The organism is Psychromonas sp. KJ10-5 (assembly GCF_055808325.1).
The window spans coordinates 55,943-68,386 of record NZ_CM147864.1; the positions used below are offsets into that span (position 1 = coordinate 55,943).

The 12,444-nt window shown below is 39.9% G+C and carries 11 protein-coding genes; 3 read left to right on the forward strand and 8 right to left on the reverse strand.

Annotated features, from left to right (window positions below; translation table 11 throughout):
• Positions 1–12 precede the first annotated feature (12 nt).
• The 7 genes from nth to rsxA are packed head-to-tail and all read right to left on the reverse strand — an operon-like array spanning position 13 to position 6,675.
• Positions 13–645: an endonuclease III gene (gene nth, locus AC0L3W_RS00310; RefSeq protein ID WP_409439939.1), complete on the reverse strand. Its 633-nt coding sequence runs from the start codon at positions 643–645 to the stop codon at positions 13–15.
• Positions 645–1,331 carry an electron transport complex subunit E gene (locus AC0L3W_RS00315; RefSeq protein ID WP_290040071.1) on the reverse strand — a complete coding sequence of 229 codons (687 nt, stop codon included), beginning with the start codon at positions 1,329–1,331 and terminating at the stop codon, positions 645–647. Before AC0L3W_RS00315 ends, nth begins: the two co-directional genes overlap by 1 nt.
• 41 nt (positions 1,332–1,372) lie before the next feature.
• A complete protein-coding gene (rsxG, locus tag AC0L3W_RS00320; protein WP_290040021.1) occupies positions 1,373–2,008 on the reverse strand; it encodes an electron transport complex subunit RsxG in 636 nt (211 codons plus the stop codon).
• A complete protein-coding gene (gene rsxD, locus AC0L3W_RS00325; RefSeq protein WP_409439938.1) occupies positions 2,005–3,060 on the reverse strand; it encodes an electron transport complex subunit RsxD in 1,056 nt (351 codons plus the stop codon). The genes rsxG and rsxD overlap by 4 nt, the downstream gene beginning before the upstream one ends.
• 3 nt (positions 3,061–3,063) lie before the next feature.
• Positions 3,064–5,526 (reverse strand): electron transport complex subunit RsxC, encoded by a 2,463-nt coding sequence (gene rsxC / locus AC0L3W_RS00330; RefSeq protein ID WP_409439937.1) that lies wholly within the window; start codon positions 5,524–5,526, stop codon positions 3,064–3,066.
• Between the two features lies 1 nt (position 5,527).
• Positions 5,528–6,100, reverse strand: coding sequence for an electron transport complex subunit RsxB (gene rsxB / locus AC0L3W_RS00335; RefSeq protein WP_290040018.1), 573 nt, complete (start codon positions 6,098–6,100; stop codon positions 5,528–5,530).
• Entirely contained in the window at positions 6,097–6,675 is a 579-nt protein-coding gene (gene rsxA / locus AC0L3W_RS00340; protein ID WP_290040017.1) for an electron transport complex subunit RsxA, read from the reverse strand. Before rsxA ends, rsxB begins: the two co-directional genes overlap by 4 nt.
• A 280-nt stretch (positions 6,676–6,955) precedes the next feature.
• Between rsxA and nrdD the strand changes: the two genes are divergently transcribed.
• Both nrdD and nrdG read left to right on the forward strand, forming a co-directional pair.
• Positions 6,956–9,100, forward strand: coding sequence for an anaerobic ribonucleoside-triphosphate reductase (nrdD, locus tag AC0L3W_RS00345; RefSeq protein WP_290040016.1), 2,145 nt, complete (start codon positions 6,956–6,958; stop codon positions 9,098–9,100).
• 30 nt (positions 9,101–9,130) lie between these two features.
• Positions 9,131–9,592, forward strand: a complete 462-nt coding sequence (nrdG, locus tag AC0L3W_RS00350) for an anaerobic ribonucleoside-triphosphate reductase-activating protein (protein WP_290040015.1) — start codon at positions 9,131–9,133, stop codon at positions 9,590–9,592.
• Positions 9,593–9,665: 73 nt separating this feature from the next.
• Here the strand turns inward: nrdG and AC0L3W_RS00355 are convergent, their stop codons facing one another.
• A complete protein-coding gene (locus AC0L3W_RS00355; RefSeq protein ID WP_409439936.1) occupies positions 9,666–11,681 on the reverse strand; it encodes a methyl-accepting chemotaxis protein in 2,016 nt (671 codons plus the stop codon).
• 74 nt (positions 11,682–11,755) lie between these two features.
• On the opposite strand from AC0L3W_RS00355, the gene AC0L3W_RS00360 reads away from it, so the two are divergent.
• Positions 11,756–12,331: a DUF6942 family protein gene (locus AC0L3W_RS00360; RefSeq protein WP_290040013.1), complete on the forward strand. Its 576-nt coding sequence runs from the start codon at positions 11,756–11,758 to the stop codon at positions 12,329–12,331.
• Positions 12,332–12,444: the final 113 nt, after the last annotated feature.

Here is a 12,444-nt window from a genome sequence, read left to right on the forward strand (position 1 = left end):
TTTGTGTGATACTTAATCAGTTTTATCTTTAAACTCACATAGGTCTTCTATTAAGCATGAGCCGCAGCGTGGTTTTCTAGCAATACAGGTATAACGCCCATGTAATATTAACCAGTGATGTACATCTACTTTGAATTCCGCTGGAACAACTTTTAACAGCTTTTTTTCTACATCATCAACATTCTTGCCCATGGCTAACTTAGTGCGGTTAGAAACACGGAAGATATGTGTATCGACAGCAATGGTTGGCCAACCAAAGGCGGTGTTTAAAACGACGTTAGCTGTTTTTCTACCAACGCCTGGTAAGGCGACAAGTGCGTCTCTGTCTTGCGGTACTTCACTGTTATGAAGGTCGATTAACATCTTACACGCTTTAATGACATTTTCGGCTTTACTGTTATATAAGCCAATGGTTCTAATGTAGTTTTTTAGCCCATCAACCCCTAGTGCGTAAATAGCTTCTGGTGTGTTGGCGACGGGAAACAGTTTATCAGTGGCTTTGTTGACACTGACGTCTGTTGCTTGCGCTGAGAGAGTGACGGCAACTAATAACTCAAAGGGAGAGCTGAAGTTTAGCTCTGTCTCTGGGTGAGGGTTGTTGTCTCTTAAACGGGTTAAAATTTGTTTACGTTTTATAGTATTCATTATTTTTTCAATAGGTTATCAATGCTGTTTTTAAAGGCGATGATTAAGCCCATCAGGATAAAAGCACCTGGTGGTAATGCTGCAATTAAAAAGCTAGTGTCTGTATTGTACAGGCTAATGGTCATAAAGCTTGCCCAGTCGCCCAATAAGGTTTCTATACCATCAAATAGTGTTCCTTGCGCTAACACTTCACGTGCTGCGCCTAATATGATTAATACGGCGGTGAAACCTAAGCCCATCATCAAGCCATCAAAGGCAGAATGTTTAACGCTGTTTTTTGAGGCAAATGCTTCAGCACGACCAATGATCATACAGTTGGTTACAATTAATGGAATGAAGATACCTAGCGACAGGTAAAGTTGGTAAGTATAAGCATTCATTAATAATTGAATACAGCTTACTAAAGAGGCAATGATTAATACAAATACCGGAATACGGATAGCCTTTGGAACATGGTGTCTGATTAATGAAATTAATATATTAGACGCGATCACTACAAATAATGTTGCTAAGCCTAAACCAAGCGCATTGGTTAAGGTGTTGGTCACCGCCAGTAATGGACATAACCCCAGTAACTGGACTATGCCTGGATTATTTTTCCATAAGCCTTGTAGGCTCAGGTCTTTATAAACAGCCGCATCGCTTGCTTGGGGTGCAACTTCTCCTGCATCTATCTCTTCCGTCATATCATTCGCGATAGTGGCATTAGCCTTGTTTTCTTGTGTCATTACAGGTCTCCACAAGTTGCTTCAGTATTGAATAAAGTTGATTTATGTTGGTTAAAATACATGAGTGTATTTTTAACGGCAAATACCACTGCACGTGGCGTGATAGTCGCTCCAGTAAAGGCATCAAAGCTTCCACCATTCTTTTTCACTTCCCACTTAGCATCTTGTTCTGCTTGGTAGTCACTACCATCGAATGAATAGATCCAATCTGACTTGTTAGTTTGTATTTTATCGCCTAATCCAGGTGTTTCCGTATGGCTATTAATACGCACTCCTGCCACTGTACCGTCGGCATAAATTCCCACTAATAACTTAATTTCACCGGAGTAACCTTTAAAGGTACTGGTTTGAATTAAAGCGGCAACAGGCTGGTTATATTGCTTGGCGATAAACACTTGTTTAGGAGTCGCGTCACCTAATAACTGATTGTCGACAACGGTAAAGCAACTTTCAATGATGTTATTATCATAACGATCAGGTTTGATTAATTCATTAATATTGTTTTGTAAGGCAATTTGTTCCTGTTGTTGAATCACAGGTTGCGTTAATACATTTACTAGGGCGATTGCACCTGTACAAAGTACTGCAAATATACCGAGTAATAGCGCGTTACGGCTAATTGCTGGCATCATCATGAGCGTCTTCTCCCATAAACTTTAGGTTTGGTGTAATAATCAATTAATGGCACACATATGTTTGCTAATAAAACTGCAAAAGCTACTGCGTCAGGGTAACCACCAAAATCACGAATAATCACCACTAATAATGCACATAATAAACCATAGGCGATGCGTCCTTTCACTGTTGTGCTGGCGGTGACAGGGTCGGTTAAAATGAAGAAGGCACCTAACATGGTCGCCCCTGAGAATAAATGATAAAGCGGAGAAGGGAACAACTCAGGATCCGTTGCAAAAGGAATGAAAGAGAAAACAATCATACCCACTAAGAAACTCGCTGGAATGTACCATAAAATCACTTGTTTTTTGAGCAGGTAAAGTCCGCCTACTAAGAAGGCTAAGTTAACCCATTGACTCCCTTGTAATGAATCTGGACTGAATAATGTGGTTTTCAGTGTTTCAGAAATCGTGTCACCTACGTGTAGGGCATTACGGATAGTTTCTAATGGCGTCGCTAAGGTAAAACCATCAATTGATGTCTTAATTTGCGTGACGCTATACCCATCAATACTGTAACCAGTGAAGATTAAACTCAATGTATCCTTGATGGTCACTGGAAATGCTTGCATTGATTCAATAGGCAACCAAGCTGTCATTTGTACTGGAAATGAAATTAATAATAAGACATAACCAGCCATGGCTGGGTTAAAAATATTTTGCCCAAGCCCACCGTAGAGTTGTTTTACTATGATAATAGAAAAGGCTGTACCAATAACGATCACCCACCATGGTGCAAGCGAAGGGATAGAGATCGCTAATAACATGGCGGTGACAATCGCTGTATAATCCTTAATGCTATTAATAAAAGGGCGCTTACGTAATGTAAGAAAAATAGCTTCTGATGCAACGGCTGTCGCAATAGCCAGCGCGATCTGCACATAGATACCTAACCCAAACAAGTAACTATGCACAAGGACGCCAGGCAATAAGGCCAACACAACCATTTTCATGATTTCAGGCGTACGGCGTTTTATGCGCTGGTGTGGTGAGGTCGAACTGAAAAATGCCATAACTTATTGATCCTTCTCTGCCTGTTTTTTCGCTTTTGCTTTGGCAATGGCTGCCGCTATTCTGGATTTTTTGTCGTCCACAGTTTTTTCTTCTGCTGACTCTGTTGGTACAGAGTCCCTTTGTGATGCGGCTTCTGCTGCCGCCTGTTTCTTGGCTTTAGCACGAGCAACTGCTGCAGCGATTGCGGCTTTTTTGGGATCGACTTCTGCTTCAACTTTAACGTCATTTTCTGGCGCATCGGTTGTGACTTGTTGATCTTTAGTTTCTGCTGCTTGTTTTTTAGCTTTAGCACGAGCAACTGCTGCAGCGATTGCGGCTTTTTTGGGATCGGCTTCTGCTTCAACTTTAACGTCATTTTCTGGCGCATCTGTTGTTACTTGTTGTTCTTTAGCTTCTGCTGCTTGTTTTTTAGCTTTAGCGCGAGCAACTGCTGCCGCGATTGCAGCTTTTTTTGGATCGGCTTCTGCTTCAACTTTAACATCATTTTCTGGCGCATCTGTTGTCACTTGTTGATCTTTAGTTTCTGCTGCTTGTTTTTTAGCTTTAGCGCGAGCAACTGCTGCCGCGATTGCAGCTTTTTTCGGATCTACTTCAGTTTCTGTTGCTGTAGATTCTGTAGCAGCTTGTTTCTTGGCTTTAGCGCGAGCAATGGCTGCGGCAACTGCTGCTTTTTTCGGATCTGCTTCAGCTTCTGTTGCTGTAGATTCTGCAGCAGCTTGTTTCTTGGCTTTAGCGCGCTCAATGGCCGCGGCAACTGCAGCTTTTTTCGGATCTGCTTCAGTTTCAGCAGGTGTTGATTCTGCAGCGGCTTGTTTTTTAGCTTTAGCGCGGGCAATGGCTGCTGCCACTTGACTATTAGCTGCCGTCGGTTTGCTGCTTGACTCTGCTGAAGCTTCATTATTCGCTTGTTTTTTGGCTTTAGCACGGGCTAGGGCTGCGGCTACTAAGTCTTCGCCACCAGTCTTATCTTGCATTTGTTGTTTACGTTTTTCAGCTGCTAATTTGTGTTTTAATTGACGTTGCTGTTTTTCAGTCTCTAAACGTAACTCTCTATCTTCATGGCGTTTACGTGCAATAGCAGCCTTTTCTGCTTCGAACTTAGCGGCTTTAATTTGTGATTTAGAGACGCGGTAATATTCAACTAATGGAATATGACTTGGGCAAACAAAAGCACAGGCTCCACATTCGATACAGGCAGATAAATCATATTCTTCTAACTTTTTATGGTCTTCGCTCTGTGAGTACCAAAGTAACTGCTGTGGTAATAGTTCTACTGGGCAGGCTTCAGCACATTCACTACAACGAATACAGTTCATTTCAGGCTCTGGCTGAGGTAACTCTTTCTCAGTAGGAGCAAGAATGCAGTTACAGGTTTTTGACACTGGCATACCTGGATCGCTGACGGTAAAGCCCATCATCGGGCCGCCAATGATCAGTTGTTGATGATGCAGTGCATTCAACCAGTAAGTATCTAGCAAATGTTGAATTGGTGTACCAATGCGCACGCTAGCATTGCCTTTACGTGCAAAAGCATCGCCGGTAATGGTGACAATACGAGAAACGAGTGGTTTACCATTGATGATCGCTTCTTTAACGGCAAAGGCTGTTCCTACGTTAAACATAGAGATGCCTAACTCTGAAGAGTGTTTATTGATTGGCGTTTGCTCTCCCGTTAACACTTCAATCAGTTGTTTAGCACTACCCGATGGATAGCGAGTTGGAATAACACGTAATAGGATATTATCAGCAGCACCGGGTATGCTCTGCAATGACTTAGTGAATGCTTCAATGGCTTCCGGTTTATTATCTTCCACTGCAAATATCGTTAATTTAGGCTGCAATATGTGTTGCAGTATATTAATGCCTTCAATTATTTCGTCAGCATGTTCTTGAATTAAACGATCATCGGCAGTGATGTAAGGTTCACATTCAATGGCATTGATGATTAACAGGCGATTTTCACTGTGTGCTAATTTTAAATGTGTAGCAAAACCTGCACCACCCAAGCCAACAATACCGGCTTGTTGAGTTGCTTCGATTAAGGTTGCTGCCATCTCTTGGCGATAGTCACTAAATCCTTGAGTAGGGAAAGGTCTATCTAAACCATCGGTCTCAATCACTATTGATAACACAGGCAGACCAGAAGGGTGGCAGTCAGTTCTTGGTTCAATGGCTTTGACCACACCAGAGCTACTAGCATGTTGTACTACTAACGCGCCGTATACTTTAGTTAAGGGTTGGCCTTTTAATACCGTATCGCCTATTTCTACTAGTAATTGGGGAATATGACCTTTTTGCTCAACAGCAATGATCAACTCTTCAGGAATACCTGCGTCGGTAATTGCACTTTGGTTACTTTGTAATTTGTTTTGTTCAGGGTGCACACCACCATGAAAGTCCCACATTTTACCAGCCGCAATCTGCTCTAATTTTTTGTCACTTAATAAATTGCTTTTTTGTGTCATGTTACGGCTCGTTGCTACTGTCGGTTGAGATAGTTTTTGTTGGGATAGTTTGTAAATTCCACTGCCAGTTTTGTGTGGTAATTTGGATAGGTAGCATATCAATACAATCTGTTGGGCATGGTGCAACACACAACTCACAGCCGGTACATTCGTCTGTGATTACTGTGTGCATTTGTCGAGTTGCCCCTAAAATGGCGTCAACAGGGCACGCTTGAATACACTTGGTACAGCCGATACATTCATCTTCACGAATAAATGCGATCATTTTAGGCTTTTCTTCGCCTTCTAATTGCTTAGGCTCAATCCCCATGCGATCTGCAAGTTGTTGCATAACGGCTTCACCACCAGGAGGACATTTATTAATATCGTCGCCTTCTGCGATGGCTTTGGCATAAGGCTTACAACCAGGGTAACCACATTGTCCACATTGTGTTTGTGGCAGCATGGCATCCAACTCTTCTACAATTGGATCTTCTTTTACTTTAAAGCGAATCGATGAGTAGCCCAAAAGAGAACCAAAAATGAGCCCTAAAACACCTAAGGTTACAATGGCAATAATAATACTGATGATCATTTAATTAACCCAGTAAAGCCCATGAATGCTAACGACATTAAACCTGCTGTAATCATAGCGATAGATGCTCCTTTAAAAGGTAATGGAATATCCGCGGCGCTGAGACGCTCACGAATAGAAGAAAATAAAATAAGCACTAAGGAAAAACCTACGCCTGCACCTAATCCATAAATTACTGACTGCGCAAAATTATGTTGCTCAGTTAAGTTTAATAAAGCTAAGCCTAAAATGGCACAGTTAGTGGTGATTAGCGGCAGGAATATGCCCAGCAAACGATATAGTGTTGGGCTGGTTTTATTCATGACCATTTCGGTAAATTGTACTACTACGGCGATAACTAAGATAAAGCTCAATGTTTGCAAATAATGTAAGCCTAGTGGCTCAAGTAAGTAATTATTTACAATATAAGAAAGTGCCGCTGTTAAGGTTAAAACAAAAGTGGTTGCCAAAGACATACCAACGGCTGTTTCAATTTTATTAGATACCCCTAAGAATGGGCATAGACCTAAAAACTTTACTAGCACAAAGTTGTTCACTAATACTGTGCCAAAAAAGAGTAAAAAGTAATCGCTCATAAATAATAATTCCACTACTGACCGTAGGTTATTTTATGCATAAAAAAAGAGAGGTATTGTAACAACAAAATCAGCCTATTTCAGTGTGAAAATGAAGTCAATTTTGGTGATTTATTCATTTATCTTACGATTCAAGTCAGCAAAAGGTTTTTTTGTTGCTTAATCTTCTACTTTTTTACTATTGTCGATGCTCCTTTTACAAACTTGATTTGCATCAATAATCTATATCTGGTGTTAAGTATAGTAATTTATCACTATATATTGTGTTTTGGAGTGGTTAATGAAACCTGTTGTGATCAAGCGAGATGGTAGCCAAGTTCCCTTTGACGGATCGCGTATTAAAGCGGCGATAAGTAAAGCTGCATTGGTAATTAAAGATAATAAAATACAACCTGATCTTATTGTAAAGGAAGTAAGTAAGTCCTTGTCAATGTTGGAAGAAGTAGACATTCACCATATTCAAGATGCAGTTGAAGCCAGTTTAATGAAAAATGGTCATATTGAATTGGCGCGGATTTATATTGAATATCGCCATGATAGAGATATTGCACGTGAACGAAAAAGTCAGTTAAACCATGAAATAAACGGGTTAATTGAACAGAGTAATGCCTCTTTGTTGAATGAAAATGCTAATAAGGACGGCAAAGTCATCCCCACTCAACGTGATTTATTAGCCGGCATTATTGCTAAGCATTATGCTAAATCTTATATGTTGCCACGAGAGGTAGTGCAAGCGCATGATCGTGGTGAAATTCATTATCATGACTTAGATTATGCACCATTTTTTCCGATGTTTAATTGCATGTTGATCGATATTAAGGGGATGTTTACCCAGGGCTTTAAAATGGGAAATGCGGAAATTGAAGAGCCCAAGTCAATTTCAACGGCAACCGCAGTGACCGCTCAAATCATTGCACAGGTGGCCAGTCATATTTATGGTGGAACCACGATTAATGCTATCGATACTATTTTGGCGCCCTATGTGACAAAAAGCTTTGAAAAGCATTTATTGACTGCGAAACAGTGGGGGATCGAAGATGCTCACGCCTATGCAACACAACAAACAGAAATTGAATGTTACAACGCATTTCAATCATTAGAATACGAAGTGAATACTCTACATACCGCTAATGGGCAGACTCCTTTTGTCACTTTTGGTTTTGGTTTAGGAGTTGATTGGCAGTCGCGTTTGATTCAACGCGCTATTTTAAAAAACCGTATTGCTGGATTAGGGAAAAATAGAAAAACGGCTATATTTCCGAAGTTGGTATTTGCTATTAAAGACGGCATCAATTTAAAAGAAGATGACCAAAACTACGATATTAAGCAATTGGCTTTACGTTGTGCATCAAAGCGAATGTATCCTGATATTTTAAATTATGACAAAGTGGTTGAGGTGACTGGCTCCTTTAAAACCCCAATGGGGTGTCGAAGCTTTCTCGACCGTTATCAACAGACTTCTGTTACTGATGATGGCGAAATAGATTCAGAATTGATTCATGATGGCAGAGGTAATTTAGGGGTTGTAAGTATTAACTTACCTCGAATCGCCTTGCAAGCAAAGGGTGAGCAAAAGGTGTTTGATGAATTATTAGCTGAACGGCTACATTTACTTAAAAAAGCCTTAGATACCCGTATTGAGCGATTGAGTGACGTTAAAGCAAGTGTGGCACCTATTTTATATATGGAAGGCGCTTGTGGGGTCAGATTAAAAGCAGATGATTGTGTGGCTGATGTATTTAAGCATGGCCGTGCTTCAATCTCTCTGGGCTATATTGGCTTGCATGAAACGGTAAATGCTTTATTTGGTCATGATCAGCATATTTTTGATAATGAAGTTAAGCAACAAAAGTCTCAACAAATACTCCAGGTATTAAAACAAGCTGTGCAAGACTGGTCTACGCAATCTGGTTATGCCTTTAGTTTATATTCCACTCCTTCTGAAAATTTATGTGATCGTTTTTGTCGATTAGATACAAAGGAGTTTGGTGTGATTAGCGGTGTAACAGACAAAGGTTATTACACTAATTCATTTCATTTAGATGTTGAAAAGTCGGTAAACCCTTACGATAAAATTGATTTTGAAATGGTTTACCCTGCCATTAGTAACGGTGGTTTTATCTGTTATGGCGAATACCCGAATATGCAACATAACTTAAAAGCCTTAGAAAATGTTTGGGACTATAGCTACAACAGGGTTCCCTATTATGGGACAAACACGCCTATTGATGAGTGTTATGAGTGTGGTTTCACAGGCGAGTTTGATTGTACCAGTAAAGGTTTTGTGTGCCCGAGTTGTGGTAATTCCGATCCTGAAAAAGTCGCTGTGACACGCCGTGTTTGTGGGTATTTAGGTAGTCCAGATGCCAGACCTTTTAATCAAGGAAAACAAGAAGAGGTAAAGCGCAGAGTGAAGCATTTATAACAATTTATAATTACCACTGAGGCATCAGTTATGCATTATTCTAAATATTACCCAGTCGACGTGGTTAATGGCGAAGGTACTCGTTGTACCTTATTTGTTTCTGGTTGTGTACATCAGTGTAAAGGCTGTTATAACCAATCAACTTGGTCTTTAACTGCGGGGCAGTTATTTACCGAGCAGCTTGAACAGCAGATTATTGATGATTTAAATGATCAACGTATTGTAAAGCAGGGGCTTACCTTGTCTGGGGGAGACCCCTTACACCCTGCGAACGTTGATCAAGTTTTAGCACTTTTAAAACGGGTCAAACGTGAATGTGAAGGTAAGGATATTTGGATGTGGACTGGATATTTGTTAGCGGAGCTTAATGTTAAACAGAAACAAGTTATTGAGCTGGTGGATGTATTGATCGATGGTAAGTTTGAAAAAGATCTTGCTGATCCTTCATTGGCTTGGCGCGGCAGTTCGAACCAAGTTATTCATTATTTATAAGTCATTCAGCAGCAAAAACAAAAGAAGAGCTTAATAAGCTCTTCTTTTTCATTTAATCTGGCTAAATGGTTAATTACTGTAGTTTGAATTGTTTAACTATATCAGCAAGATGCAAATTTGCATCGGCGAGGTTGATGGCTTCGTGATTTACATCGTCACCACTGGTTGCAATTCGCTCCACCATCTCGCTAATTTTTGCCATATTCTTATTTATCTCATGGGATACGGCGCTTTGCTCTTCTGCTGCTGTAGCTATTTGCACATTAATCGCGTTTAACTCTTCAACGGACAAGCTAATATCATCTAGATCTGTAACCACTAAGTTGATCTGTAATGAGGTTTCTTCACAACTGGTTCGTGTTGCTTTCATGGTCTGCGTCACTGTGTTACCGCTGGTGGTGAGTCGGTTAATGGTGTGTTGAATTTCCGTAGTACTTTGTTGTGTTCTTGAAGCCAACGCACGTACTTCATCGGCAACGACCGCAAACCCTCGACCATGCTCGCCTGCTCTAGCTGCTTCAATCGCCGCATTCAAGGCAAGCAGATTAGTTTGGTCGGCTATTTCACCAATAATCCCTAATACTTTTGAGATTTCAGATATTTGTAATCCCATTTCAGAGATGTTTTTAGATACATCATCAACACTTTTAACGAGTTCTGTTACTGTTTGTGTTGCGTTACGAACTACTACTTTCGACTGTTCTGTTTGGGTATTGGTTTTACTGGTAAATTCAACGGCACCTGATGTATTTTTAGCGACATCTTGGGAAGTGGCATTCATCTCTTCCAAGGCTGTAACGGCTTGCTCTGTTTCAATTTTATGTTGATTAAAGGTCTGTTTGTTCTCTTCGGTTAATGTTTGTAAACCATGGATGCTCGAGTCAATACGAGAAGATGCTTTAGCGATATCTAGCATCATATGTTGGAGGTTATCAATAAAGGTATTAATGTTTGCTGATATTTGCCCTAGGTCGTCCTGGCTCGTCACAGGTAAACGTTTAGTTAAATCACCGTGGCCACTTGAGAGTGCTTGTACGGTATTCTTTAGTGCAATCATAGGTCTGTAGGTGTAACTCAGTAATAAGTATATGACCAATGAACCAATCAGAATTAAGGCAATAGTGCTAAGCAAGCTGGTTTTTAAAGACTGATCTACAACTTGGTAAACCACTGATTCATCCAATGTGATTAATAGGTGCCAATGGGTATTGTCATCAATCTTAATTGATTCAAAGTAATTAACGTTATTTTGGCCATTACCACGGTATGAGAAAGACCCTTGTTGTTCATTCAATAACTGATTTTTAAAAGGTAATAAGGCTTTAGTATCTGCAATGCGACTTTTACCTGAGATTAAAGTGCGATTAGAAGAAGCTAATACTAATCCTTTATCAGTATAAAGTGTTGCTGTCGCGTCTGAAAATACGGTGTTATCAACCATTAGCTGTAATCCGTTCAGCTCAACGTCAGCCAGTAATACACCTTGCATCACATTGTTACTGTAAAAAGGTGCTGCAATACTGACCATTAAACGGCCTGTACTACTGCCTGTATAAATATCTGTGATAATCGTCGTGCCTTTACGTTTTGCTTGTTGATACCAGCCACGAGTGCGAGGGTCATAACTGGCCGCATATTTTCCTTTATTACTGTTAAAAGCTAAGCCATCTTCATATCCCACTACGATGGCAGAGGCTTCTGTGGAACGTTGTAATAACATTAGACTAGTAATGGTATTAATATCATCACTTCTTGTTGAAAAAAGTTCTGCAGAGGTACTGATGCTTCTATTAATTCTATCGATAAACTCATGAATTTTATCACCGTTACTGGATAGGTTTAGCATAGAGTAACGATCAACATTGTCTATGGTGATGTTTGATTGTTGAGTGTAGGAGATAAAAGAGAGTGTGGCTGTTGCAACGGTTAACATTATAATCGCAGCAGAAACGATTCGACCTTTGAAGTTAAGATACATGTAATGGCTCTTGAGTGGGTTGAAGATTAAAATTGGTATTAATAAAAATAAGTTATCAATACTAGTATCTACCTTAGTAAGGTAGATAAAGAATGCGCGGGATAGTAACATTGTTATAAGTCTCTTTTCTATCTCTAATGAGGTGTTTTTTGCGTGGTTTTTTGGTTTAATAGGGTGATAGTGGAGTGGTAGATAAAAAACAGGTTTGTATTGGTCTAGGAGATGCTGACTTTACTTTTGCTGTGTATATTCAAAATCAACCGAATATGCCGCAATGGCAAGCGTTAAGTAGAGTGACTCCTTTGCAATCCACTGATGTTGATAGCATTGGTAAAGTATGTGGAAATGGTTGGAGGAAGGTGTTTAATGTTTACGCCAAATTACTTTATGCCTTAAACCCAGAGCACTTTAAGTTTTCTTTATCTGCACCAACTTGGCAATCTTATCGAGATCAATATTTATTGCAGGAAGGGAGCCAAACAGCGTTACTATTTAATGCATCAAGTTTAGTGATTGATAATGACTATGATGGTAAAAGAAGATCTCAAACTGTACATATTATCTGTGGTAGAACTTATGCAAAGCAGTTAATAAAAACAGAGCAATTAAAAGACCCGTTATTGTGGCTAGATGAAGAGTTTGCAATCAATGTAAGTCAACGAGTGATCGTTTGTCCTTACTTTGATTACAGGCAGTTATCGAACATAAAAATTCAGCGATTATCTACTTTGTTAAGTGGGTTATCAAAGGGCAACATATAATATAAACAGCTGTGTTGACATGATAAGGTGCTGAATAGCAGCCACTTTGATCCATCGCCGCTATAATTATTGTAATTGGTATAAGTAGACCGTTTATTATCTCAGTATTTTAG

Bases quoted from the DNA above. Each gene is read 5' to 3' on its own strand.
- nth (WP_409439939.1), bottom strand. From the start codon at position 645: ATGAATACTATAAAACGTAAACAAATTTTAACCCGTTTAAGAGACAAC.
- AC0L3W_RS00315 (WP_290040071.1), bottom strand. From the start codon at position 1,331: ATGACGGAAGAGATAGATGCAGGAGAAGTTGCACCCCAAGCAAGCGAT.
- rsxG (WP_290040021.1), bottom strand. From the start codon at position 2,008: ATGATGATGCCAGCAATTAGCCGTAACGCGCTATTACTCGGTATATTT.
- rsxD (WP_409439938.1), bottom strand. From the start codon at position 3,060: ATGGCATTTTTCAGTTCGACCTCACCACACCAGCGCATAAAACGCCGT.
- rsxC (WP_409439937.1), bottom strand. From the start codon at position 5,526: ATGACACAAAAAAGCAATTTATTAAGTGACAAAAAATTAGAGCAGATT.
- rsxB (WP_290040018.1), bottom strand. From the start codon at position 6,100: ATGATCATCAGTATTATTATTGCCATTGTAACCTTAGGTGTTTTAGGG.
- rsxA (WP_290040017.1), bottom strand. From the start codon at position 6,675: ATGAGCGATTACTTTTTACTCTTTTTTGGCACAGTATTAGTGAACAAC.
- nrdD (WP_290040016.1), top strand. From the start codon at position 6,956: ATGAAACCTGTTGTGATCAAGCGAGATGGTAGCCAAGTTCCCTTTGAC.
- nrdG (WP_290040015.1), top strand. From the start codon at position 9,131: ATGCATTATTCTAAATATTACCCAGTCGACGTGGTTAATGGCGAAGGT.
- AC0L3W_RS00355 (WP_409439936.1), bottom strand. From the start codon at position 11,681: ATGTTACTATCCCGCGCATTCTTTATCTACCTTACTAAGGTAGATACT.